Source organism: Streptomyces sp. NPDC006458, assembly GCF_040612135.1.
Lineage (GTDB): Bacteria > Actinomycetota > Actinomycetes > Streptomycetales > Streptomycetaceae > Streptomyces.
Genome location: NZ_JBEXPR010000020.1, coordinates 56,567 through 79,508, shown reverse-complemented (window position 1 = coordinate 79,508; position 22,942 = coordinate 56,567). Strand labels below are relative to the sequence as shown.

Here is a 22,942-nt window from a genome sequence, read left to right as displayed (position 1 = left end):
TAGCGGGTAGTCCGCCCCGGGTCGCGCGTCGGTCCCGGTACGGACTCAGATACCGACCTTGATGCGCGTGAAGCGCTTCAGGGTGACACCGGCCTCGTCCAGGACCTTCTGGACCGACTTCTTGTTGTCGAGCGCGTACGGCTGACCGAGCAGCGTCGCGTCCTTGAAGAAGCCGTTGACCCGACCCTCGACGATCTTGGCGATCGCGGCCTCGGGCTTGCCCTCGGCGCGGGTGGTCTCCTCGGCGACGCGACGCTCGGTCTCGACGACCTCGGCCGGCACGTCCTCCTTGGAGAGGTACTTCGGCGCGAAGGCGGCGATGTGCTGGGCGATGCCCTTGGCGATGTCGGCGTTCTGCTTGTCGAGCTCGACGAGGACACCGATCTGCGGGGGCAGGTCGGGCATCGTGCGGTGCATGTAGGCGAGCACGAAGCCGTCAGAGTACTGCGCGAAGCGGTCCAGGACGATCTTCTCGCCGAGGTTGGCGTTGGCCTCGTCCACGAACGCCTGGACGGTCTTGCCGGCCTCGATCTCGGAGGCGAGCAGGGCCTCCAGGTCGGCCGGGGAGGTCTTGGCGACGTGCTCGGCGATGGCCTCGGCCGCGGCCTGGAACTTCTCGCCCTTGGCGACGAAGTCCGTCTCGCACTTCAGCTCGACGAGGACGCCGGAGGAGTTGTCGTCGGCGATGATCGAGACCACGGCGCCGTTCTCGGCGGAGCGGCCCTCGCGCTTGGCGACGCCCTTCTGGCCCTTGATGCGCAGCGCCTCGACGGCCTTGTCGACGTTGCCGTCGGCCTCGTCCAGCGCCTTCTTGCAGTCCATCATGCCGGCGCCCGTGAGCTCACGAAGCTTCTTGACGTCGGCGGCGGTGTAGTTCGCCATGAGTCTGTGAGTCTTTCTCGAAGTCTGGAAGATCTCGAAGATCTACGGAGTCTGCGTTCCGGATGTAGCCGGGTCCGCTGACATCCCGCTGATCCACGGGTGAACGGCGGGGGCGGACTTCACCACGCCTGTAGGGGCGCTGAGTGGTGCCGCGCCGCCCCCGCCGTCAACACTGACGCTGGACGGGTCAGGCCTGCTCGGCGTCCGCGGCCGGAGCAGCCTCAGCCTCAGCCTCGGCCTCGGCGGCCGGAGCAGCCTCAGCGGCCGGAGCCTCGGCGGCCGGGGCGGCCTCAGCCTCGGCCTCGGCGGCCGGAGCGGCCTCAGCGGTCTCAGCGGTCTCGGCCTTCTTCTCACCCTCGAGCAGGTCGCGCTCCCACTCGGCGAGCGGCTCGCCCGCGGCCTTCTCGCCCTTGTCGCCGGTGGCGACACGGGAGCGGGAGATGAGGCCCTCGGCGACGGCGTCGGCGATCACACGGGTGAGCAGGGTGACGGAGCGGATCGCGTCGTCGTTGCCCGGGATCTTGTAGTCGACCTCGTCGGGGTCGCAGTTGGTGTCGAGGATGGCGACGACCGGGATGTTGAGCTTCCGGGCCTCACCGACCGCGATGTGCTCCTTCTTGGTGTCCACGATCCAGACGGCGCTGGGCACCTTCTGCATCTCGCGGATACCGCCGAGGGTCTTCTCCAGCTTGGCCTTCTCGCGGGAGAGGACCAGGAGCTCCTTCTTGGTCAGACCGGAGGACGCGACGTCCTCGAAGTCGATCTGCTCAAGCTCCTTGAGGCGCTGCAGACGCTTGTAGACGGTCGAGAAGTTGGTGAGCATGCCGCCCAGCCAGCGCTGGTTGACGAAGGGCATGCCGACGCGGGTGGCCTGCTCGGCGATGGCCTCCTGCGCCTGCTTCTTCGTGCCGACGAACATGACCGTGCCGCCGTGGGCGACGGTCTCCTTGACGAACTCGTAGGCGCGGTCGATGTACGACAGCGACTGGAGCAGGTCGATGATGTAGATGCCGTTGCGCTCGGTGAAGATGAAGCGCTTCATCTTCGGGTTCCAGCGACGGGTCTGGTGACCGAAGTGGACGCCGCTCTCAAGCAGCTCCCGCATCGTGACGACGGCCATAGCCGTTCTCCTCATGTTTCTCGGTTGTGCCGCGGGTGCCGGACGGCTCCCGCGCCTGACGCTCCCGATGCGCCTGCCGCGAAGGACCGAGGGGCGCGAGACACCGGCGGACTGACCGCCGACGTCGGGGCGTGCGAAGTCGACCCGGTGGCCCGGGTCGCCACCAGAAGTATACGGAACCCGAGAGGTGCCGGGTGACGCCGCTGTCCACAAGCGGTCGAGGGTCCACAGGTCCCGGCGGCTCTCGACCGTGTGCCGGACGCTCGTGTCATGCGACTGAAGCGATACGCACACCTGGCGTGGGTTCTGCTGCTGGGACTGACACTGACCGTCCTCACCTCCGCGGCCGCGGCCTTCGCGCCGGCGCCCGGGTCCGGGCCTGCTCCGCCGCCGTCGGCCGAACCCGTCCCGCCGCTGGCCCGCGGCTGGCCCGTGGGGCTGCGTCCGCCGGTCCTGCGCGGCTGGCTGCCTCCGCCTACGCCCTACGCCGCGGGCCACCGGGGCGTGGACCTGGCCGCGGCACCCGGGGCACCGGTACGGACGGTCGCGGCGGGCCGGGTGTCCTTCGCGGGGCGGGTGGCTGGCAGGGGCGTGGTGTCGGTGACCCTTTCCGCCACGGGTGAACCGCCCTTGCGGACGACGTACGAGCCGGTGCGGGCGGCGGTCCGAAAGGGGGACGAGGTATCACCCGGCGAGGTGATCGGCACGGTCGAGGCGACGGGCTCGCACTGTGTGCGGCCGTGCGTCCACTGGGGTCTGAGACGCGGGGACGTCTATCTCAACCCGCTCGCCCTGCTGCCGCCGTGGCTGCTGGGGAGGGGGCCGTCGCGGCTGCTGCCGGTGGCGGGGGTGGCGCTGCCGTGAACCGGCGGTGGCTGGTCGGGGGGCGGTGGTGCGCGGTCGGCGGGGTGCGCGCCCTCCGGTTCGCCGGCGGCGGCTGTCCGCGTGGCGGTGGCGGGCGGAGTTCGCTCTGCCGGGGTCCGTCGGCGGCCGACCTGCGAGTCGTGGTCGGCCGGTCGCGCAGTTCCCCGCGCCCCCTGGAAGCGGGCGGGCTGCGGGCCCTGGTGGGCGGAGGGCGCCCTGCCGGGAAACGTCGGCCGCCGACCTGCGGGCCGTGGGGGTTGATCGCGCAGTTCCCCGCGCCCCCTGGAAGCGGCCGGGCTGGGGACATGGGGGCGGGGCGGAGTGCACCCTGCCGGGAAACGGCGCCCGCCGACCTGCGGGTCGTGGTGGGTTGATCGCGCAGTTCCCCGCGCCCCTGGGCGCGTCGTTCCTCGCGTCGTTCGGGGCGGCTCAGCCTTGTACGCCCCGTAGGACCATGGCGATCGTGGCCGTCGCGATGACGTCCGGGGGTTCGGCCGCGCCCAGTTCGACGCGGCGGACCGCGGCGTCGACGACGCCCTGGACGAGCATCGCCGCCAGGCGGGGCTCCTCGTGGCCGAGGTCCCCGAGGGCGTCGACGATCATCGCCACGAGACCGCCGTGCGCGGCGCGGATCTTCTCCCGGGCACCCGCGTCCAGCTCGCTCGCCGAGATCGCCACGACGGCCCGATGCCGCCGGTCCCCGACCAGCTCCAGCTGCGCCCGCACATACGCCTCGACCTTGCCGGCGGGCGTGGCCTCCCGCTCCATGGCCGTCGAGACCTCCGCGGCCCACACGGGGAAGTCGACCTCGCACAGTTCCTCGACCACGGCGGCCCGCGACCGGAAGTACTCGTACACCGACGACCGCGCGAGCCCGGTGCGCTCGGCGAGGGCCGGGAAGGTCAACGCCTCCGTCCCTCCCTCGGACAGCAGGGAGCGAGCCGCGTCCAGCAGGGCGGCTCGCTGCATCGACCGGTGCTCGGCCACGGAGGCCGCTCGAATCCTTGGCACGTCAACCACTGTACGGACGTGCCACTCGCAACGGGAGCGTCCCGGCCCGGCCCACCCGCTCAGCGGCCGAAGCCGGCCAGCTTCGCGCGCAACTGGAGCACGGACTTGGTGTGGATCTGGCTGACGCGGCTCTCGGTGACGCCCAGCACGTTGCCGATCTCGGCGAGGGTGAGTCCCTCGTAGTAGTAGAGCGTGACGACGGTCTTCTCCCGGTCGGGCAGCGTGTTGATCGCCCGCGCCAGGAACCTCCGCAGCTCACGGTCCTCGGCGACCTCCACGGGGTTGTCCGCGGCGGTGTCCTCCAGGGTGTCCATGAAGCTGAGCCCGTCGCCGTCCTCACCCCCGACGTGCAGCAGCTCCTCCAGCGCCACCACGTTGGCCAGGGACAACTGGCTGAAGACGGCGTGCAGTTCGTCCACGGCGATACCCAGTTCGGCGGCCACCTCGCTCTCCGAGGGCGTGCGCCGCAGCCGGGCCTCCAGGGTGGCGTAGGCCCGCTCGACGTTGCGTGCCTTCTGCCGTACCGAGCGGGGGATCCAGTCCAGCGCCCGCAGCTCGTCGATCATCGCGCCGCGGATCCGGGTGATCGCGTACGTCTCGAACTTGATCTCCCGTTCGATGTCGAACTTCTCGATCGCGTCGATGAGCCCGAAGACGCCCGAGGAGACGAAGTCGGCCTGTTCCACGTTGGGCGGCAGACCGACGCTCACCCGGCCCGCCACGTATTTGACCAGCGGCGAGTAGTGCAGGATCAGCTGCTCGCGCAGCCGCTCGTCCGCGGTCGCCTTGTACGACCGCCACAGTTCGTCGAGCGTCGAGGGAGCGGGCGGCCGCACGCCGCCACCGTCGCGGGCGGCTGGGGGGATCGCCGCCCGGTCGGACCCGGAGGTGTGCTGGGGCATTCGTCGCCTTGAGCCGTTCTGCCGAGAAGCTTGCGAAGTAGGGGTGCCTGGGTGTGCTGTCGGACTGGTGCCGACTTGCCGGTCTGTGTCAGGAACTTCGTGAGCGTAGCGTGACTGGAGTGTCGCGGTGCGCTAAGAGCGGGGCCCGACTTGTGCGCAGATACGTTCCGCTGACCGCTCCGCCGGGGCATGGCAGGCATGCCCGGCGACCGCCGGGACTCGTCAACTGCGTGAATTCCCAAGGGGAGTACGGCTTCCCCCGGACGGACGAACACGCTCGGTCAGCAACGCGGACGATCACCGCGAAGGGAGACCATCGCCTGGCGTGTCAACTTCCAGCCGTCGCCGTGTCGTTCGACGTAGCCCAGTGCCCTGAGTTCGTACAGTCTCGCGACGGCGTCGTCCTCGGTCGTCTGCGCGCCGCGGGCGATCTCCCGCGGTGCGGCGGCCCGGCGGGCGGGCAGGGCGGCGAGGACACACCGGGTGGCGGCGGCCAGCAGGTCGCGGGGGAGCACCGGGCCGCGCCGCTCCGGGGCGAGCTGCCCCATGTCGCCGACCACCTCGACGACCTCGGCGGCGTCGGTGACCAGCAGCGCCTCCCCGCGCAGGAGTTCGTGCACCCCCGCGGAGAGGGCACTGGTGACCGGGCCGGGCACGCCCATCGTGTGCCGACCCAGCCGCTGCGCGGCCCGCGCGGTGACCAGCGAGCCGCTGCGATGGGCGGCCTCCACGACCACGGTTCCCCTGGTCAAGGCGGCGATCACCCGGTTGCGCAGGACGAATCTGCTGGGCGTCGGATGCTCGCCCAGGGGCAACTCCCCGATCACCAGCCCCTGTTCCGCGATCCTGTTGATCAGTCCGGTGTGTCCGCGTGGATAGGGCCGGTCGACGCCGCAGGCCAGCACGGCGACCGTGGCCCCTCCCGCGCCGAGGGCGCCGCGATGGGCCGCGCCGTCGACCCCGTATGCACCGCCGGAGACGACGACCCAGCCGTGCTCGGCGAGGCCCGCGGCGAGGGTGACGGCCAGGTGAGCGCCGTACTCGGTGCAGGCGCGTGCGCCGACCACGGCGACCGACCGGAGCGCCCACATCCGCAGACTGGGCCGCCCGCGCACCCACAGCCCGACCGGACGGGCGTCGCCGAGGTCGTCGAGCTGCGTCGGCCACTCGGGCCCGCCCGGGCACACGAACCGGACCCCGGCCTCCCGCGCGACGGCGAGGTCCCGTTCGGGCTCGGCCTGCCGCGCCCGGGCCAGCAGTCCGGCCCAGCGGGTCGCGCCGACCCCCGGAAGCGGGTCCCCGCCCTCGCGCAGCCGCGCCACGACCTCCCTCACTCCGACCTCCCGCACCCATCGCCCGGCCTTCTCGTCCCCGGGCTCGACGACCCGGGCGAGGAAGACACGGCCGAGGAGGTCGAGGCCCGGTTCGTCGCTCATGTCAGCGCTCCGATGGCCAGCGGCACCCCCCGCGGGACGCCTGTGCGCAGTTGCAGGGCGAGGGCGACGTCCATCCCGTTGGGCCGGTCGTGGCCGACGAGGTCCGCGACGGTCCAGGCGACCCGCAGCACCCGGTCCAGGCCCCGCGCGGTCAGCACACCCCGTTCGAGACCGCGCTCGGCCTCTTCCATCGCGCCGGTGGCGGCGTAGAAGCGGCTGCGCAGCTCACGGCCGGGTACCTCGCCGTTGGTGCGCCACGGGGTGCCGGCCAGCCGGGCCGCGGCCCGTTCGCGGGCCTGGCGCACCCGGTCGGCGACCGCCGCCGTGGCCTCCCCGCGGGCGCCGCGCTCGGTCAGCTCGGCGCGGGTGACGCGGTCCACCTCCACCCGCAGGTCGACCCGGTCGAGCAGCGGCCCGGAGAGCCGGGCCTGGTAGCGGCGGATCGCCGAGGGCGGGCAGTCGCACAGGTCGTCCGTCCGGGAGAAGCGCCCGCAGGGACAGGGGTTGGCGGCCAGCACCATCAGGAATCTGGCCGGGAAGCGCACCACACCGGCACTGCGGGCGATGACCACATGCCCGGCCTCCAGCGGCTGGCGCAGCGCGTCGAGCGCCTGGCTCCTGAACTCCGGTGTCTCGTCGAGGAACAGCACGCCCCGGTGCGACAGCGACACCGCGCCCGGCCTGGCGACGCCCTGCCCGCCGCCGACCAGCGCCTGCATGGTCGCCGAGTGGTGCGGTGCGCAGTAGGGGGCGACGTCGATCAGCGGCTTGCCCGGCGGCAGCAGCCCGGCCACCGAGTGCACGGCCGTGACCTCCAGCGAGTCCTGCCGGGTGAGCCGCGGCAGGATCGCGGGCAGCCGCTCGGCGAGCATCGTCTTCCCGGCGCCCGGGGGTCCCTCCAGGAACAGGTGATGACCGCCGGCCGCGGCGACCTCCACCGCCGTACGGGCCGCGAGCTGGCCCACCACGTCCGCCAGGTCGTGCCCCGGGTCGTGCTGGGCCGTGCCCACCCCGCGCATGCCGGTGGCGGCTCCGGCCGGGCACCCGCAGTCCGGCCAGCAGGGGATCGGGCCGGCCCTGCTCGTCGGGATCCTCCTCGGGCACCGGCTCGTCCGCCAGGACGGCGATGAGCTGCCGCAGGCTGCGCACACCCAGCACGGACACGCCCGGTACCAGCGAGGCTTCCGCGGCCGCGCACTCCGGCACGACCACCTGCTCGTACCCCGCGTCGGCCGCGGCCAGCACGGCAGGCAGGACACCGCGCACCGGGCGGACCCGTCCGTCCAGGCCCAGCTCCCCGATCATCACGATGTCGGCCAGGACCCGCGGATCGATGCGCTCCGCCGCGCCGAGGACCGCGGCCGCGACGGCGAGATCGAATCCGCTGCCGCTCTTGGGCACCGACGCCGGGCTCAGGCCCACGGTGAGCTTCTTCTGCGGCCAGGCCGTACCGGAGTTGACCACGGCGGCCCGGACGCGGTCGCGGCTCTCCGTGAGGCTCTTGTCGGGGAGGCCTACCAGGGTGAACGCGGCGACGCCTGGTTCGAGGTCGGCCTGGACCTCGACGACCACGCCCTCCACCCCGACCAGCGCGACCGAGCAGGTGCGTGCGAATCCCATCAGGCCACCCCCCGCACGTGTTCCACGACGGGCGCGCCGCGCCGGGGCAGCAGCACGCCCACGACGTCGATGCGGACGCCGCCGGGCGGGGCGCCTCCGTGGGTCTGGATCCAGCGTTCGGCGAGATCGCGCAGCCGCCCGGCCTTCTCCGGGGTCACCGCGGCCATCGGGTGCTCGTAGCCGCCGTCCCTGCGGGTCTTCACCTCGCAGACGACCAGGACGTCCCCGTCCCGGGCGACGACGTCGATCTCACCCGTGCGGCCGCAGCGCCAGTTGCGCCGCAGGACCGTCATTCCGGCTTCGGCCAGCCGCCGCGCGGCCAGCGTCTCGCCGTACCTGCCGAGGGCGCTGCGTGATTTTCCGTACGCGCCGCGCGCGTTTCGCGTGCTCATGTCGGCACCACCTCCGGCGCCAACGATCACGCAGCCCGCTCACAGCGAGTTGATCTTGGTGGACGGTGGGGCGTCTGTGGAAAACCGCCCCACCCGTTCGGGTGAAAAAGCCCTGACCCCACCCCGGGCCCGGCTCCGGGCTCGACCGAGCTCAGCCCCCACTCGCCCCGGCGCGGCCCCGCCTCGACACGCCGGGCTCAGCTCCCCGGCAGCTCCAGATCGCTCTTGTTGAGCTCCTCGATGTTCACGTCCTTGAACGTGAGTACACGCACCTGCTTCACGAACCGAGCCGGCCGGTACATGTCCCAGACCCAGGCGTCCGCCATGGACACCTCGAAGAACACCTCACCCTGGACCGAATGCACCTGCATCTCGTAGTCGTTGGTCAGGTAGAAGCGCCGCTCGGTCTCGATCACGTACTTGAACAGACCGACGACGTCGCGGTACTCGCGATAGAGCTTGAGCTCCATCTCGGTCTCGTACTTCTCGAGGTCCTCGGCGCTCATGGCATGTTCCCCTTCAGCCGTGCGATCCACCCATTGTGCGCCAGCCCCGTGTCCCCCTAGACGATTTCCGTGTCAAGGGTGACGGGACGGGCCGGGGGACCTTCGTCGAGCAGCGTGCGCAGCAGCCCGGCGAGTCTGGTCGGGTACACCGTCTCATGCGTCCGGGCCAGTTCCTCACACTCCCACCACCGGGCTCCGGCGACGCTGGCCCGCTCCAGTTCCGTCAGGGCCGTGGCCCGGGTCGCGGTCTGTGTCGTACGGGCCAGGTAGTACCACTCGTCCTGGTCCCAGCGGCGTCCCGCGAACGGGAACGAGCATCTGCGCCGCCACAGCACCGGCCCGAGTTCGACCTTGGTGATCCCCGTCTCCTCGACGAGTTCCCGCAACGCGGCATCCGCTCGCGTCTCGTTCCCCTCGACTCCCCCGCCGGGCGTGAACCACCAGTCGTTCGACGGATCGTCAGGCTCATGACCGTGGAGCAGCAGCACGCGGTCCCGCGGATCGAGCAGCACCACCCTGGCGACCTTGCGCACACCGCCCGCGTACGAATCCCGCGGCCCGGACAGCTCCGGCGAGTCACCCTCGTCCGAATCCCTCGGGCCGGACAACTCCGGCGAGTCACCTTCGTCCGAATCCCTCGGGCCGGACAGCTCCCGCGGGTCACCCTCGTACGAAGAATCCCGCGGCCCACCCTCGGCCCGGTGCTCGGCCGAGTCCCCGGACGGCTCCCGCGCCACCTCAGCCGGCACCGGCACCCACCGTCCGACGCCCGCGCGCACCGCCGACCCGCTTGGCGATGGGCCCGTACGCGGCGCCGACCATGACCAGCACGGCCCCGCCGGCGATCATGCCGACGAGCATCCGGAACGGTCCCGGCTCCGACAGTTCCGCACCCAGTGCCTCGAATCCGGTCGGGCGCGGCAGCAGGCCGTCCATCGGCCAGACGACGGCGTCGACCCGGCCGTCGACCGCGGACCGCGCGACCGTGCCGCTCGCGGCGTCCTGGAGGTGGGCGGTGGAGTCCAGCGAGCCCGCGCGCTCGTCACCGAGCAGGAACAGCCGGTCCTCGGGCACGGTCACCGTCGGGAACGCGATGCTCTCCGCTGCCTCGCCCTCGGGCAGGTAGGGCTCGTCGATCTCCTTGCCGTTCACTGTCAGCCTGCCCTGGGAGCAGCAGGCGACGGTGTCCCCTCCGACGGCGACGACCCGCTTGACCATGGGCGCGTTCGCCCAGGTGGCGTCCTTGAAGACGACGACGTCGCCGCGGCGTATCTCGTCGCCGTCCACGCGCTGGGCCAGCACCCGGTCGCCCGCCTCGATCGTGGGGCTCATCGAGCGCGTGGGCACGGTGTACGGCCGGTAGGCGACCGCTCCCCAGCCGAACCCGGCGAGGAACAGCACCAGTCCCAGCGCCACCGCCAGCCCGGACAGCACCTGCCCGGCCCGGCCGCCCGCCTCGCCGTTGCCCGTCCCGCCGCTCCGCGGGGCCGTATGTGTCGCACTCTCAGCACCCATGGGTCCGCACCCTACCCGGCGGTACGGGAAGCGGTCAGCCCCTCCGCACGCGACCGAGGTCACGTGAGAAGGGGCTGATGGCACGGTCGCGCGAGGCCGCGCTCGGCCTCACTTGCGGCGCCGCCGCCACACGGCGATCGGGAGCACGCCCACGAGCGCCAGCGCCTGGGGCGCCGCCGCCGGCGCCGGGGCCGCCGAGTCCTTGCGGTCCAGGCCGGCCTGGTCGAACGTGTCCGGCACGGGCAGCGTGCCCCAGCGGTTGATGGGCCAGGCCTTGACGACGGCCCGCCCGACGACCTTGTCCACGGGCACCATGCCGTGGTGGGAGTCGGACTGGTTGTAGCGCGAGTCGCGGGAGTTCTGGCGGTGGTCGCCCATGACCCAGATGAACCCCTCGGGGACCGTCACCTTGAACCGGCCGCCCTGGTCGTCGTCGCTGCACGGCGTGTTGCCCGGGTAGACGTACGGCTCGTCCAGCGGCTTGCCGTTGACCTTGAGCGGGCCGGTGCCGGAGCACTCGACGGTGTCGCCGCCGACGCCGACGACCCGCTTGATCAGGTCCTTCTCCTCCGCGGACGGCATGAGGCCGATCCAGCTGAGGACCGTCTGCAGGGCGTTCGGGTCGGGCGTGGGCTCGCCCGCGAGCCAGCTGTCCGGGTCGTGGAAGACGACGACCTCGCCGCGCTCGGGCTCGGAGCCGAACCACGGGGTCAGCTTGTCGACCAGGACCCGGTCACCCTGCTGGAGGGTGTTCTGCATCGAGTCGGAGGGGATCGAGAACGCCTGCACCAGGAACGTCTTGATCAGCAGCGCCAGCACGAGCGCGATACCGATAAGGATCGGCAGTTCCTTCCAGAAGGAACGCTGCTGCTTCTTCCTCGGTTCCGTCGGCTCCGCGCCCTCGGCGCTCTGTTCGTCCGTCACCGTGCCGCCCTCGGTCGTACCGGCGTCACTCCCGGAGCTCATGACGCTGTCCGCGGACGGGCCGGTCGCATCCCCGGGCCGCCCGCGGTGTTCCTCGCCGTCGTGCCCGGACCGTGCGCCAACCGCCACATCCCCCACGCCAACTCCTTAGTCTGTGCCACCGCCTGCGCCTCATCCGGTGCAGGCCCACCACTCCCATAACGAGCGGGAGTTCCGCAGGGCTCGGGAGCTGGGTCATAGCGTTCGGATCGTCAGGGGCAACCCTATGCGACAGCCGGGGAGCCGCGGTCGACCCGGGCGCGGAGTCGGGCACGGAGGAGAAGGTCTGCGGCTCGTTCAGGCCGGTCCAGTGTCCGACGGGCCAGCCGATGACGACCGCGCGTCCCACGACCTGGTCGACCGACACCGTGCCGCCGTAGTCCTGGTCCTGGTGGGCGCGGGAGTCCGCGGAGTTGTCACGGTGGTCGCCCATCACCCACAGGCGTCCCTCGGGCACCGTGATGTCGAACCTGGATTCGGAGGGGACGTTCCCGGGATGCAGGTAGTCGGTCTCGTCCAGCGGCATGCCGTTGACGGTCAACCGGCCCTGCGCGTCACAGCACACGACATGGTCGCCGCCGACCCCGACGACCCGTTTGATCAGGTCCTTCTCGTTGTCGGACGGCAGCAGGCCGATGAAGGTCAGCGCCTGCTTGACCTGCTTCACGACGACCGGGTCGTCCTTCTTCTGGGTGGGCTGCTCGCTCCGCAGCCAGCCACCGGGGTCCTTGAAGACGACGACGTCCCCGCGCTCGGGCTCGGAGCCGAACCAGGGGGTGAGCTTGTCCACCAGGACCCGGTCGCCGATCTGGATCGTCTGCTCCATGGAGCCGGACGGGATCACGAAGGCCTGCACCAGGAACGTCTTCAGCACGAGGGCTATGAGCACCGCCACTCCGGCCAGGAGCGGAATCTCCTTGATCGCGGAGCGGCGTCGGCGGCGCTTGACCTTGCGCTGGAGCTTGCGCCGGTCCGCCCGGCTGCGGCCGGAGGAGGACCCCGACGAGCGGCGGGTGCCGGTCGGCAGCAGGTCCTCGGCGGCGCTGGTCGCCGCGCCACGGGGCTTGCCGCGGTTACCCACGCGCACCACCGGAACCCTCGCCGGCGGAGCCCTCGCCACGCGAGCCGACGGAGCCCTCGCCACCCGAGCCGACAGAGTCCGTCTCACCGAAACCGGCGGAGCCCTCGCCCGCGCCGGCAGAGCCCTCGCCACCGGAACCGCCCGCCGCGGGCACGCGCGCGTACGCGCCGGGCCGTTCCAGCCGGTCCATGTGCCCGATCGGCCAGACGATCCCCTCCGCCCGGCCGATCACCGCGCCGACGGGCACCATGCCGCCGCCCGGGGAGCCCAGATGGTCGCGGGAGTCGCTGGAGGCGCTGCGGTGGTCGCCCAGCAGGAACAGCCGTCCCTCGGGCACGACCACCTCGAAGGGCACCGACGACGCGCTGTCACCGGGATACAGGAAGGTCGACTCGTCGACCGGCCGGCCGTTCACCTCGATCCTTCCCTCCCTGTCACAGCAGACCACGCGGTCTCCCCCTACACCCACGACGCGTTTGATGTAGTCGGCGTTCCCGAAGTACCCGCTGCCGTCGAAGACGACCACGTCCCCCCGCCGGGGCTCGGCACCGAAACGGTACGCCAACTTATTTACGAGAACGCGGTCCCCGATCCTCAATCCCCGCTCCATCGACCCGCTGGGGATCTGGAAGGGCTGCGCCACGAACGTGTTGACGAGCAGCAGGAAGAGCAGGCAGACGAGCAGCGACAGGGTGAGCCCGCCGCCGGGCAGCCAGGGGGTGATCCGCGACACCAACGCGAAACGCGACCGTCCCTCCGGCCCCGGTGTCGTGGGGCGGGAGGAGCGGTCGCGCTCCGTGGGCTGTGCTTCGGTGTCCATCGGGGCCAGATGTTATCCGGCCCCGATGTGAACCCCGACGCGAGATCAGCTGTCGCGCTTCTCCTTGATCTTCGCCGCCTTGCCGCGCAGCTCGCGCAGGTAGTACAGCTTGGCGCGACGCACGTCACCGCGGGTGACGAGCTCGATCTTCTCCACGATCGGAGTGTGCACCGGGAAGGTGCGCTCGACGCCGACGGAGAAGGAGACCTTGCGGACCGTGAAGGTCTCGCGCACGCCGGAACCCTGGCGACGGATCACAACGCCCTTGAACTGCTGCACACGGGAGCGGTTGCCCTCGATGACGCGGACGTGGACGTTGACGGTGTCACCCGGGCGGAAGGCCGGGACGTCGCTGCGCAGCGACGCGGCGTCGACAGTGTCGAGCAGGTGCGACATTTCGTCTGCTTTCTTCGTTGATGCCACAGGTCATCAACGGAAACTAGGTGTTCTGGTGGAAAGCCGTGCGGGTCGGAGCGGGCGTCGTGTCCCCCTGCGGCAGGGGCGCACGTCGGACGGCGCACAACAGCGCCCTATTGTTCCACGTCCTCGACCCGCCGCCAAAATCGGCCGTACCGCTCGCCCTCCGGGTCCGGGGCCCAGCCGAGGATCGACAGCATCTCCCGGTCCTTCTTGTCGAAGGTCCTCGGGTCGCAGCGCTCGATCAGGTCGGGGCGGTTGGCCGTGGTGCGTCGCAGGGCCTCGTCGCGGCGCCAGCGGGCGATCTTCCCGTGGTGGCCGCTGAGCAGCACCTCGGGGATGTCCCGGTCGCGCCACAGGGGCGGCTTGGTGTAGACGGGCCCCTCCAGGAGGTTCGCCATCGCGCCGGGCGCGAAGGAGTCGTCCCGGTGCGACTCGGCGTTGCCCAGCACACCGGGCAGCAGCCGGGCCACGGCCTCGGTGATGACCAGGACGGCCGCCTCGCCGCCGGCCAGGACGTAGTCGCCGATGGAGACCTCGTACACCGGCATCCGCGTGGCGTACTCGTCGATGACCCGCCGGTCGATGCCCTCGTAGCGGGCCGGTGTGAAGACCAGCCAGGGGCGTTCGGAGAGCTCGACGGCCAGTTCCTGGGTGAAGGGGCGGCCGCTGGGCGTGGGGACGATCAGCGCCGGCGCGCCGGCCCCCGACTCGTAGCCGTCGGCCAGCACGGAGTCCAGGGCGTCGCCCCAGGGCTCGGTCTTCATGACCATGCCTGGGCCGCCGCCGTAGGGCGTGTCGTCCACCGTGTTGTGGCGGTCGTACGTCCAGGACCGCAGGTCGTGCAGCCGCACGTCCAGGCGGCCACGCGCGCGTGCCTTGCCGACCAGGGAGACGTTCAGCGGCTCCAGGTACTCGGGGAAGATCGTGACGACGTCGAGCCGCATCAGTGGTCGTCCCCTTCGGCGCGGTCCCCACGCCCGCCGTTCCCGTCGGCGCCGTCCCCACGCCCGCCGTCCCCGACAGCCAGGTCCCCGCGCCCGTCGGCGTCCTCCTCGTCGGCCCCGCCCCCGTTGGCCCCGGCCGCACCCGTCTCGGCAGCCGCACCCGTCTCGGCGGCCTCGCCGGCCTCGGCGTCCCGGCTGGAGGCGATCTCCGCGCGGTCGTCGATCAGCCCGGGCGGCGGGTCGACGACGGCCCGCTGCTCCTCCAGGTCGATCTCGACGACGATCTCCTGCACGAAGGGGATCATCACCTCGCTGCCGTCCGCCCGCTCGACGATGAAGAGGTCCTGGGAGGGCAGGTGCGAGATCTCCGTGATGCGGCCGACCTCGACACCGTCCCGGGTGACCACGTCCAGGTCGATCAGCTGGTGGTCGTAGTACTCGTCCTCTTCCTCGGGCAGTTCCTCGGGGTCCACCTCGGCGATCAGCAGGGTGTTGCGCAGCGCCTCGGCGGCGGTGCGGTCGGCGACGCCCTCGAAGCGCAGGAGCAGCCGGCCGCTGTGGACACGGCCGGTGGCGATGGTGAGCGGCCCGGTGGAGGCCGGGTCGGTGGCCAGGACGGCGCCGGGCGCGAGCCGCAGCTCGGGCTCGTCGGTACGCACCTCGACGGTGACGTCGCCCTTGATGCCATGGGCGCGGCCGATCCGCGCGACTACCAGCTGCACGTGTACAGATCTCCTGTCATACGACTACGGGCCGGGGACGGCCCTGTGGCCCTCCCCGGCCCGAGCCGGTTGCCTGAAGCGTGAGCGGACTAGGTCCGCTTCGCCTGAAGCGTCAGCGGATGTTGTCCACGTCGACGAGGTCGACACGGACACCGCGGCCGCCGATGGCGCCCACGACGGTACGCAGAGCGCGTGCGGTGCGGCCGTTGCGGCCGATCACCTTGCCGAGGTCGTCCGGGTGGACCCGGACCTCGAGCACCCGCCCGCGGCGCAGGTTGCGCGAGGCGACCTGCACATCGTCGGGGTTGTCGACGATGCCCTTCACGAGGTGCTCAAGCGCCTCTTCGAGCATGGTGCTCAGGCCTCGGTCGACTCAGACGCGGACGACTCGGTGGCCGCCTCGTCCTTCTTCTCGGCCTTCTTCTTCTGGGTGATGGCCTCACCCTTGCCCTCGTCGTCGCCACCGAGGGCGTCGAACGACGGGCGGGCCTTCTTCGGCTCGGCGACGAGCAGCGGAGCCGGGGCGGGCTCGCCCTTGTACTTCTGCCAGTCGCCGGTCTTCTTGAGGATGGCGAGCACGGGCTCGGTCGGCTGCGCGCCGACACCCAGCCAGTACGCCACGCGGTCGGCGTCCACCTCGATGACCGACGGGTTGTAGGTCGGGTGGTACTTGCCGATCTCCTCGATCGCACGGCCGTCACGGCGGGTGCGGGAGTCGGCGACGACGATGCGGTAGTGAGGCGAACGGATCTTGCCCAGACGCTTCAGCTTGATCTTGACTGCCACGGGAGTGGATTCTCCTGGATTTGACGTGGTGGGTCACAGCGGGATGCCGCGTGGGGCTGCGGTACCCGAGTGGCCCGACGGACGCGTCAGCCGGAGGAGAGAGGGGTCCTATGCGACTGTCGAGTACAGCTAGACATTGTGCCACACCCCGCGGGGCGCCTCAGACCGAGGCCCGGGCGCCCGGCCGAGCGCATGCCGAGGAGCCGCACGTGGTCGTCCCCACGCGCGGCGCCCTCTTCGCCCCACCGCACCGACAGCCACGAGTTGCCGGTGTGTGCGTCGGGCCTTACGCCGCCCCGGCCACCTCGGGAATCCGGAACGGTTTGCCGCAGCCCCCGCACACGATCGGCGCCTGGGCGAGGACCGACGGGACCACGCGCACATTGCGCCCGCAGTCACAGACGGCCTTCACGCGCACACCGCCGCCGGACGAGCCGTGACGGGCCGCCGGACCCCGGAAGGACCGGGCCGTGTCGGCGGAGGTCGCCGCCGTATGGGCCTTCAGGGCCCGCTGGAGCTGCTCGATCGTCGGCCGATAGCGCCGTTTCGCCTCGGGGTTGAGCGTGACCAGCGAGAAGCCGCTGCTCGGATGCGGCTCGTCGGGATGGTCCAGGCCCAGCTCCTCGGCGATCGCGAGGAATCTGCGGTTGTGGTATCGGCCGGCGCGGGAGGTGTCGCGTACCCCGCGCGCGGCTGCGATGCCATGGACGGCCTCGTGGAGCAGCCGTTCGAAGGAGAGCTCGTGACCGCACGCGGACGAGGACTCCCCGATGAGGGACTCGGGCGCGGCGAGGTCCGGCAGTTCGGGGTGGTACCGCTGAATGTCGGCCCACGCCTGTGCCAGCTCCGCTGCGAGAACAGGTGTTGTCTGTGTCGTGCTCACGTAATGACAACGAGCCAGGGGCCCGCCGTGTTCCTATTCCGGGGCATCTCAAATAATTTGCACGTACCCGTCAGTTGCCGCTGATGCGTCCCGACGAGGGCGGGTGCGCTGATCTGCGGAGAAGCCTCGCACCTCGTATCAAGCCGGTGCGTAGCAACCCCTACGACCCCGGTCGTAGGAAGGTCGCGCGGGGCGGCTCGGCCGTGGCCAGCGAGAGCGCAAGAGGCGTTTCGGTCGCCTCGCGCGTAGATCGCTTCAGTTCCGACGACGGCGGCGACGTTACCGGGCACGTCACGGCCCGCCGTCACCGGCCCGTCCCCGGCGTCGCGGTGCGAAACGGGCTCGCGGTGATCGACACCGTACCGGCGCAGATTGCCGGAAGGTGAAATCTCGCCACATGCGCGACCGGTCCTCAAGCTGGGCCACACGACCACTGGACGGCACCGCGAGCCGGGAGTTACCTGGCATACGGGGGGACGAGCGCACGGCACGCGGGCCAGGAACACGGCCCGCCATCACCTCTCGGCGGATTGGGGCTCTTTTCATGACACCTACGCTCGTGCGGCAGCACCGGCCTCACTCGGGACCGCATCCCCGGGTGGATCCGCGGGCACGCGCGCGTGACTGGTCGGAGATCCAGGAGCGGATGCTCGTGCCGCTCTACGAGGCCGTGTACCAGCGGCTCGACGTGGGCCCGGCGACCCGGCTGCTGGGCCTGGGCTGCGGAAGCGGACTGGCCCTGCTGATGGCTCTGTCCCGCGGCGCCGCGGTCACCGGCACCGACCCCTCCTCCCCCGAGCGGCTCGCCTTGGCCCGGGAGCGCCTGCTGCCCGCCGACCCCGGGGCACGGGCACACGGTCAGGCCCGCATCGTCGAGGACGCGCCCCTGGGCACCGACGACACGGACGCACCCCGGTACACCCTGGTGACCGCCTTCGAGCCGGTCGGCTGTGTGGAGGGCGACGGGGAGGGGCTCGGCGAACTGCTCGCCCCGGTGGCCCGGCTGGCCGCGGACGGTGCCGCCGTGGTGCTGACCGGCTGGGGCCCACCGGAGCGCTGCGCCACCTCGGCGGTGCTGCGGTCGGTTCTCGGACCAGGCGACCCGCCGGGTGGAGCGCGCGGCTGGCGTGGCCCCCGGCGCGACGACCTGGAGGACATCGCCCAGCGGGCCGGCCTGCGGCCGGACGGCTCGGGCCGGGTCACCTGCGTCTTCGGGTACGCCGACCTGGACAGCGCGGTACGCGGGCTGATGTCGACGGGCCTGTTCGACACGGCCGTAGGCGACCGGGAGCAGGTCGACAAGGAGCTGTCGGAGGCCCTGCACCCCTACCGGCGCCCGGACGGCACGGTGTGGATGCCCAACGTCTTCCGCTACCTGATCACCCGGGTGCCGTAGGCGAGGTGGTCTCCGCCGATCACCCGGGTGCCGTAGGCGAGGTGGTCTCCGCCCGATCACTCGCGGGCCGTGGGCGACGGCGTCGCCACCTCGTCACCCGGTTCCGGGGGCGCCTTGCGCCCGAACATCCGCCCGCGCCGCCCAGGCCCTGGCGCATCCACCGAGCGATGAAGATCCACAGGACGATCAGCAGCAGCGTCGGCGCCGGTGAGACCAGCACATTGGCGAGAAACCGCGCTCCGGGACGACCGGCTCCGCGGCGACCGGCACCTTGTGCCTGGTGAAGGTGCGGTCGTGGTCCGGCCTGTCCCGCTTCTCCTTGGGCTGGCCCTGGACGGCGTCGCCCTCAGGGCCTCCGCGGACCTACGCCGCTGGGGGCGCCCTCCGTCGGAGGGCGCCCCCAGGGGACGTGCGCACAGGGCCGCGTCGGCCCTCACGCGGGGCCGCGTCAGCCCATGAACTTCTTGAACTCGTCCGGCAGGTCGAAGTCCTGTCCGGCCTGCTGGCCCGGCAGCCCGAAGGCACCGCCCTCGGCGGCGGCCGCACGGCGGGCGGCCTCCTCCTGCTCCTGCTGCTTGCGCTTCATCGGGTTGCCCGAGCGCTGCTTGCCCTTGGCCTTCTTCGGCTGCTTCTTGGCCCGGCCGGGGCCGCCGCCCATGCCCGGGATCCCCGGCATGCCGGGCATGCCGCCGCCCTGGGCCATGCGCGACATCATCTTGCGGGCCTCGAAGAACCGCTCGACCAGGTTCTTCACCGCGCTGACCTCGACGCCGGAACCCCGGGCGATACGAGCGCGGCGCGAGCCGTTGATGATCGTGGGGTCCTGGCGCTCGCCGGGGGTCATCGACTTGATGATCGCGGCCGTACGGTCGACGTCACGCTCGTCGATGTTGTTGATCTGGTCCTTGATCTGGCCCATGCCCGGCAGCATGCCGAGGAGCTTGCTGATCGAGCCCATCTTCCTGACCTGCTCCATCTGAGCCAGGAAGTCGTCCAGGGTGAAGTCCTGGCCCTTCTTCGACGCCAGCTTGGAGGCCATCTTCTGGGCCTCTTCCTGGCTGAACGTCTTCTCCGCCTGCTCGATCAGGGTGAGCAGGTCACCCATGTCGAGGATGCGCGAGGCCATCCGGTCCGGGTGGAACGCGTCGAACTCGTCGAGCTTCTCGCCGTTCGACGCGAACATGATCGGCTTGCCGGTGACCTCGCGGATCGACAGGGCCGCACCACCGCGGGCGTCACCGTCGAGCTTGGAGAGCACCACGCCGTCGAAGCCGACGCCGTCGCGGAAGGCCTCGGCGGTGTTGACCGCGTCCTGGCCGATCATGGCGTCGACGACGAAGAGGATCTCGTCGGGGCCGACCGCGTCACGGATGTCCGCGGCCTGCTGCATCATCTCCTGGTCGATACCGAGGCGGCCCGCGGTGTCGACGATGACGATGTCGTGGACCTTGGACTTGGCGAAGTCGATCGAGTCCTTGGCGACCTTGACCGGGTCACCGACGCCGTTGCCCGGCTCCGGGGCGTAGACGGCCACACCGGCGCGCTCGGCGACGACGCTGAGCTGGTTCACGGCGTTGGGGCGCTGGAGGTCACAGGCGACCAGCAGCGGCGAGTGGCCCTGCTCCTTCAGCCAGCGGCCGAGCTTGCCCGCGAGGGTGGTCTTACCGGCACCCTGGAGACCGGCCAGCATGATGACCGTCGGCGGCTGCTTGGCGAACCGCAGACGACGGGTCTCGCCGCCCAGGATCCTGACCAGCTCTTCGTTGACGATCTTGAGGACCTGCTGGGCGGGGTTGAGCGCGCGAGAGACGTCGGCCCCGAGTGCGCGTTCCTTGACGTTCTTGATGAACGTCCGGACGACCGGGAGGGCCACGTCGGCTTCGAGGAGGGCGATACGGATTTCACGCGCCGTGGCGTCGATATCCGCCTCGCTGAGCCTGCCCTTGCCGCGGAGATTTTTGAAAGTCGCGCTGAGGCGGTCGGAGAGAGTATCGAACACGGTGGCGTCGGTCCTCGGGGTCGGAAGTGGTCTGGGCTGCCCTCCAGAGTATCTGGCTCGGCCGGACAATCGTCTCCGCCCGCCGGAGTAAGCGGGCGGAGACGGAATCCCCGGGCGTGCGCGGAGCACTCAGGGATCCGCACCGGCTCGGCGTTGACCACCGGAGCGCCCCCGCATACGCGGGGAGCGCGTGAGGTGAACGCCTGCCACGAGCGCGGGGGTCACGCCCGCAGGGTCTCCTCCAGCTTCCGCGCCACCGCCACGGCCTCCTCCCCCGGCAGCGGAGCGCCCTCGTCGCCCGTGACGTAGAAGGCGTCGACGGCGTTCGCGCCGAGCGTGGACACATGGGCGCTGCGCACTCGGACCGCCGCGTCCTCCAGGGCCTGGCCGATCCGGAAGAGCAGTCCGGGGGCGTCCTGGGCGCGCACCTCTATGACCGTGGCGTGGCGCGAGGCGGCCGAGGCCACCGTCACGCGCGGCGGCGGGGCGATGACCCCCCGGCGCCTCGGGTAGGCCGCGTCCCGCTCGGCCAGGCGGCCGGGAACGTCCAGCGAGCCGTCCAGGGCGCGGACGAGGTCCGCGCGCAGCCGGGCGGCCTGCGGCAAGGAGCCGTACTCGGCGGCGACGCGCCAGCTCAGCACCAGGACCGAGCCGTCGACGCCCTCGGGCAGGTCCAGGGCGCGCAGCTCGGCCGTGCGGACGGTCAGCCGGTGCATGGCGAGGACGCCCGCGGCGGCGGGCAGCACCCCGGGCTGGTCCGGTACGGCCATCAGCAGCTCCACGCCCAGCGGCTCGGGCTCGTCCGCGACGGTCGCCTCGGCCGGCGGCTCGGTCTGCGCGCGCAGCGCGAGCACCGGGCCGCCCGTGCGGAACGCCTCGATGGCGAGCCGTTCCTGCTCGGCGGTCGGTGCGGACGCCTCGGGCTCGTCGGCGGCGTCCCCTGCGAGCACCGCCGAGACGCGTTTGACCAGGTCGGCGACCAGCGAGCCGCGCCAGGACGACCAGGCCGCCGGACCGGTGGCCAGCGCGTCCGCCTCGGTCAGGGCGTGCAGCAGCTCCAGCGTGCTCTGGGTGCCGACCGCCTCGGCGACGGCCCGCACGGTGGAGGGGTCCTCCAGGTCGCGCCGGGTGGCCGTCTCGATGAGCAGCAGGTGGTGTCGTACGAGGGTGGCGAGGACGGCGACGTCGGAGCGGTCGAAGCCGATCCGGGACGCCACGTCGCGGGCGATGATCTCGCCGGCCACGGAGTGGTCGCCGGGCCAGCCCTTGCCGATGTCGTGCAGCAGGGCGCCGACCAGCAGCAGGTCGGGGCGGCTGACGCGGCGGGTGAACTCGGAGGCGCGCACGGCGGTCTCGATGAGGTGCCGGTCGACGGTCCACACGTGCACGGCGTTGCGCTGCGGGCGGCAGCGCACCCGTTCCCAGTCGGGCAGGATGCGGCTGATCAGGCCCTCGGCCTCCAGTGCCTCCCAGACCTCGATGGTCGGACGGCCGGAGCCGAGCAGGGTGACGAGCTGTTCGCGTGCCTCGGCGGGCCAGGGCGTGGGCAGCGGGCGCACGGTCGCGGCGAGACGCCGGACGGCGTGCAGGGAGAGCGGGAGACCGGCCTGGGCGGCGGCGGCCGCGGCGCGCAGCGGGAGTACGGGGTCGCGTTCGGGGCGGGCGGCGCGGGCGAGCACCGCCTCGCCGTCCTGCTCGACGACGCCCTCGGCCAGCGGCGACCGCTCGGCGACCGGTTTGCCGCCGCCCAGCATGGCGCGCAGCCGCGGCCGCACCGCGCGTGAGCGCAGCACGCGGCTCACCTCGCGCCAGGTGACGTCGCTGGCGTAGGAGATGACCCGCGCGGCCTCGTAGACCTGGCGCAGCAGGGTGTCGGCGTCGAGGAGGCCGAGTTCGGCGGCGACCTGGTCCTGTTCCTGGAGGGACAGCCGGTCGGTGGCGCGCCCGGTGGCCAGGTGCAGGGCGTCGCGGACGTCGAGGAGGTGGCGCCGGGCCTCGTCGAGACCCTCGCGCGGGGCGTCCGCGAGCCAGGAGGCGGCGACCGCGCGCAGGGTGGTGGCGTCGCGCAGCCCGCCGCGGGCCTCCTTGAGGTCGGGTTCCAGCAGGTACTGCAGCTCGCCCTGGCGTTCGGCGCGTTCGGCGCACAGTTCCTGGAGTTCGGGCAGGCGCCTGGGTGCCTGGTTGCGCCAGTCGGCGAGGACGGCGGTGCGCAGCGAGGCGGTCAGGCCGAGGTCGCCGGCGAGGTGCCGGGCGTCCAGCAGGCCGAGCTGGACCTTGAGGTCCTCCCCCGCGGTCCGGCGCGCCTCGGCCGGGGTGCGCACGGAGTGGTCGAGGGCGAGTCCGAGGTCCCACACCGGGTACCAGATGCGGTCGGCGAGCGCGGCCACCGCGTCGGAGTCGCCGCCGTCGTGCAGCAGGAGCAGGTCGAGGTCGCTGCGCGGGGACAGTTCGCCGCGGCCGTAGCCGCCGACGGCGATCAGGGAGACTCCGCGCAGTTGCTCGGCGCCGGCGGTGAACAGGCCGGCCAGCCACTGGTCGGTGAGCTCGGCGAGGGCGGCACGGCGCGGCGGCCCGGACCGCGCCCCCTCAGTGAGGAGACGCAGCCGGGCCGCCGCATAGCCGCTGGGTCCCGAGTCCTCTTCTTCCGTACGAACGTTCGTGCTCGTCACCCAGCGACTCC

Annotated in this window: 22 protein-coding genes and 1 pseudogene; 2 read left to right on the top strand and 21 right to left on the bottom strand. The window is 72.0% G+C overall.

The genetic code is table 11. The annotated features are described in order from the left end of the window. Window positions 1-45: 45 nt before the first annotated feature. Entirely contained in the window at window positions 46-882 is an 837-nt protein-coding gene (gene tsf, locus ABZZ79_RS26000; protein ID WP_356692521.1) for a translation elongation factor Ts, read from the bottom strand. Between the two features lie 187 nt (window positions 883-1,069). After that, window positions 1,070-2,002, bottom strand: coding sequence for a 30S ribosomal protein S2 (rpsB, locus tag ABZZ79_RS25995; RefSeq protein WP_356692519.1), 933 nt, complete (start codon window positions 2,000-2,002; stop codon window positions 1,070-1,072). 270 nt (window positions 2,003-2,272) lie between these two features. Here rpsB and ABZZ79_RS25990 point away from each other — a divergent pair, with 270 nt between their 5' ends. Beyond that, a complete protein-coding gene (locus tag ABZZ79_RS25990) occupies window positions 2,273-2,866 on the top strand; it encodes a M23 family metallopeptidase (RefSeq protein WP_356692517.1) in 594 nt (197 codons plus the stop codon). Window positions 2,867-3,295: 429 nt separating this feature from the next. On the opposite strand, the gene ABZZ79_RS25985 is transcribed toward ABZZ79_RS25990, so the two are convergent. The 17 genes and pseudogenes from ABZZ79_RS25985 to ABZZ79_RS25905 form a co-directional block, all read right to left on the bottom strand. Continuing rightward, on the bottom strand, window positions 3,296-3,853 hold the full coding sequence (locus tag ABZZ79_RS25985; protein WP_356692674.1) for a helix-turn-helix domain-containing protein: 558 nt from the start codon (window positions 3,851-3,853) through the stop codon (window positions 3,296-3,298). Window positions 3,854-3,936: 83 nt separating this feature from the next. Continuing rightward, window positions 3,937-4,779, bottom strand: coding sequence for an RNA polymerase sigma factor WhiG (gene whiG, locus ABZZ79_RS25980; protein WP_356692515.1), 843 nt, complete (start codon window positions 4,777-4,779; stop codon window positions 3,937-3,939). Window positions 4,780-5,060: 281 nt separating this feature from the next. Beyond that, window positions 5,061-6,215, bottom strand: coding sequence for a DNA-processing protein DprA (gene dprA / locus ABZZ79_RS25975; protein ID WP_356692513.1), 1,155 nt, complete (start codon window positions 6,213-6,215; stop codon window positions 5,061-5,063). Next, window positions 6,212-7,835, bottom strand: a pseudogene (locus ABZZ79_RS25970) (YifB family Mg chelatase-like AAA ATPase). Before ABZZ79_RS25970 ends, dprA begins: the two are co-directional and overlap by 4 nt. Then, window positions 7,835-8,257 (bottom strand): YraN family protein, encoded by a 423-nt coding sequence (locus ABZZ79_RS25965; protein ID WP_356692511.1) that lies wholly within the window; start codon window positions 8,255-8,257, stop codon window positions 7,835-7,837. Before ABZZ79_RS25965 ends, ABZZ79_RS25970 begins: the two are co-directional and overlap by 1 nt. Window positions 8,258-8,424: 167 nt before the next feature. Then, window positions 8,425-8,733: a DUF2469 domain-containing protein gene (locus tag ABZZ79_RS25960; RefSeq protein WP_005311352.1), complete on the bottom strand. Its 309-nt coding sequence runs from the start codon at window positions 8,731-8,733 to the stop codon at window positions 8,425-8,427. A 56-nt stretch (window positions 8,734-8,789) separates the two neighbouring features. Further along, complete coding sequence (locus tag ABZZ79_RS25955; protein WP_356692672.1) at window positions 8,790-9,299, bottom strand: NUDIX hydrolase; 510 nt, start codon at window positions 9,297-9,299, stop codon at window positions 8,790-8,792. A gap of 172 nt (window positions 9,300-9,471) precedes the next feature. Next, window positions 9,472-10,248: a signal peptidase I gene (gene lepB, locus ABZZ79_RS25950; protein ID WP_356692509.1), complete on the bottom strand. Its 777-nt coding sequence runs from the start codon at window positions 10,246-10,248 to the stop codon at window positions 9,472-9,474. A gap of 108 nt (window positions 10,249-10,356) precedes the next feature. Next, window positions 10,357-11,310 carry a signal peptidase I gene (gene lepB / locus ABZZ79_RS25945; RefSeq protein WP_356692507.1) on the bottom strand — a complete coding sequence of 318 codons (954 nt, stop codon included), beginning with the start codon at window positions 11,308-11,310 and terminating at the stop codon, window positions 10,357-10,359. Further along, a complete protein-coding gene (gene lepB, locus ABZZ79_RS25940; RefSeq protein WP_356692670.1) occupies window positions 11,198-12,292 on the bottom strand; it encodes a signal peptidase I in 1,095 nt (364 codons plus the stop codon). Before lepB (ABZZ79_RS25940) ends, lepB (ABZZ79_RS25945) begins: the two co-directional genes overlap by 113 nt. Beyond that, the gene (gene lepB / locus ABZZ79_RS25935; RefSeq protein WP_356692505.1) at window positions 12,285-13,112 is read right to left on the bottom strand and encodes a signal peptidase I; all 828 of its coding nucleotides are present in this window, start codon (window positions 13,110-13,112) and stop codon (window positions 12,285-12,287) included. Before lepB (ABZZ79_RS25935) ends, lepB (ABZZ79_RS25940) begins: the two co-directional genes overlap by 8 nt. A gap of 45 nt (window positions 13,113-13,157) precedes the next feature. Further along, the gene (rplS, locus tag ABZZ79_RS25930; protein ID WP_351837198.1) at window positions 13,158-13,508 is read right to left on the bottom strand and encodes a 50S ribosomal protein L19; all 351 of its coding nucleotides are present in this window, start codon (window positions 13,506-13,508) and stop codon (window positions 13,158-13,160) included. A 134-nt stretch (window positions 13,509-13,642) separates the two neighbouring features. Beyond that, window positions 13,643-14,476, bottom strand: coding sequence for a tRNA (guanosine(37)-N1)-methyltransferase TrmD (gene trmD, locus ABZZ79_RS25925; protein ID WP_356692503.1), 834 nt, complete (start codon window positions 14,474-14,476; stop codon window positions 13,643-13,645). Further along, window positions 14,476-15,198, bottom strand: a complete 723-nt coding sequence (gene rimM, locus ABZZ79_RS25920) for a ribosome maturation factor RimM (RefSeq protein WP_356692501.1) — start codon at window positions 15,196-15,198, stop codon at window positions 14,476-14,478. The genes trmD and rimM overlap by 1 nt, the downstream gene beginning before the upstream one ends. A 112-nt stretch (window positions 15,199-15,310) precedes the next feature. Further along, the gene (locus ABZZ79_RS25915) at window positions 15,311-15,550 is read right to left on the bottom strand and encodes an RNA-binding protein (RefSeq protein ID WP_030168271.1); all 240 of its coding nucleotides are present in this window, start codon (window positions 15,548-15,550) and stop codon (window positions 15,311-15,313) included. Window positions 15,551-15,555: 5 nt separating this feature from the next. Then, complete coding sequence (gene rpsP, locus ABZZ79_RS25910) at window positions 15,556-15,984, bottom strand: 30S ribosomal protein S16 (protein ID WP_356692498.1); 429 nt, start codon at window positions 15,982-15,984, stop codon at window positions 15,556-15,558. A 286-nt stretch (window positions 15,985-16,270) separates the two neighbouring features. Further along, complete coding sequence (locus ABZZ79_RS25905; protein WP_356692496.1) at window positions 16,271-16,867, bottom strand: hypothetical protein; 597 nt, start codon at window positions 16,865-16,867, stop codon at window positions 16,271-16,273. Between the two features lie 544 nt (window positions 16,868-17,411). On the opposite strand from ABZZ79_RS25905, the gene ABZZ79_RS25900 reads away from it, so the two are divergent. Continuing rightward, window positions 17,412-18,263 (top strand): SAM-dependent methyltransferase, encoded by an 852-nt coding sequence (locus ABZZ79_RS25900; protein ID WP_356692494.1) that lies wholly within the window; start codon window positions 17,412-17,414, stop codon window positions 18,261-18,263. Between the two features lie 448 nt (window positions 18,264-18,711). Here the strand turns inward: ABZZ79_RS25900 and ffh are convergent, their stop codons facing one another. Then, entirely contained in the window at window positions 18,712-20,262 is a 1,551-nt protein-coding gene (gene ffh / locus ABZZ79_RS25895) for a signal recognition particle protein (protein ID WP_356692492.1), read from the bottom strand. A 221-nt stretch (window positions 20,263-20,483) separates the two neighbouring features. After that, the gene (locus ABZZ79_RS25890) at window positions 20,484-22,931 is read right to left on the bottom strand and encodes a [protein-PII] uridylyltransferase (RefSeq protein ID WP_356692490.1); all 2,448 of its coding nucleotides are present in this window, start codon (window positions 22,929-22,931) and stop codon (window positions 20,484-20,486) included. Window positions 22,932-22,942: the final 11 nt, after the last annotated feature.

What these genes read in the sequence shown, in the direction of transcription:
- dprA (WP_356692513.1), bottom strand. Translation starts at nt 6,215, where the DNA reads ATGAGCGACGAACCGGGCCTCGACCTCCTCGGCCGTGTCTTCCTCGCC.
- ABZZ79_RS25900 (WP_356692494.1), top strand. Translation starts at nt 17,412, where the DNA reads ATGACACCTACGCTCGTGCGGCAGCACCGGCCTCACTCGGGACCGCAT.
- ABZZ79_RS25915 (WP_030168271.1), bottom strand. Translation starts at nt 15,550, where the DNA reads ATGCTCGAAGAGGCGCTTGAGCACCTCGTGAAGGGCATCGTCGACAAC.
- rpsB (WP_356692519.1), bottom strand. Translation starts at nt 2,002, where the DNA reads ATGGCCGTCGTCACGATGCGGGAGCTGCTTGAGAGCGGCGTCCACTTC.
- ABZZ79_RS25990 (WP_356692517.1), top strand. Translation starts at nt 2,273, where the DNA reads ATGCGACTGAAGCGATACGCACACCTGGCGTGGGTTCTGCTGCTGGGA.
- lepB (WP_356692509.1), bottom strand. Translation starts at nt 10,248, where the DNA reads ATGGGTGCTGAGAGTGCGACACATACGGCCCCGCGGAGCGGCGGGACG.
- tsf (WP_356692521.1), bottom strand. Translation starts at nt 882, where the DNA reads ATGGCGAACTACACCGCCGCCGACGTCAAGAAGCTTCGTGAGCTCACG.
- rplS (WP_351837198.1), bottom strand. Translation starts at nt 13,508, where the DNA reads ATGTCGCACCTGCTCGACACTGTCGACGCCGCGTCGCTGCGCAGCGAC.
- whiG (WP_356692515.1), bottom strand. Translation starts at nt 4,779, where the DNA reads ATGCCCCAGCACACCTCCGGGTCCGACCGGGCGGCGATCCCCCCAGCC.
- ABZZ79_RS25960 (WP_005311352.1), bottom strand. Translation starts at nt 8,733, where the DNA reads ATGAGCGCCGAGGACCTCGAGAAGTACGAGACCGAGATGGAGCTCAAG.
- lepB (WP_356692505.1), bottom strand. Translation starts at nt 13,112, where the DNA reads ATGGACACCGAAGCACAGCCCACGGAGCGCGACCGCTCCTCCCGCCCC.
- trmD (WP_356692503.1), bottom strand. Translation starts at nt 14,476, where the DNA reads ATGCGGCTCGACGTCGTCACGATCTTCCCCGAGTACCTGGAGCCGCTG.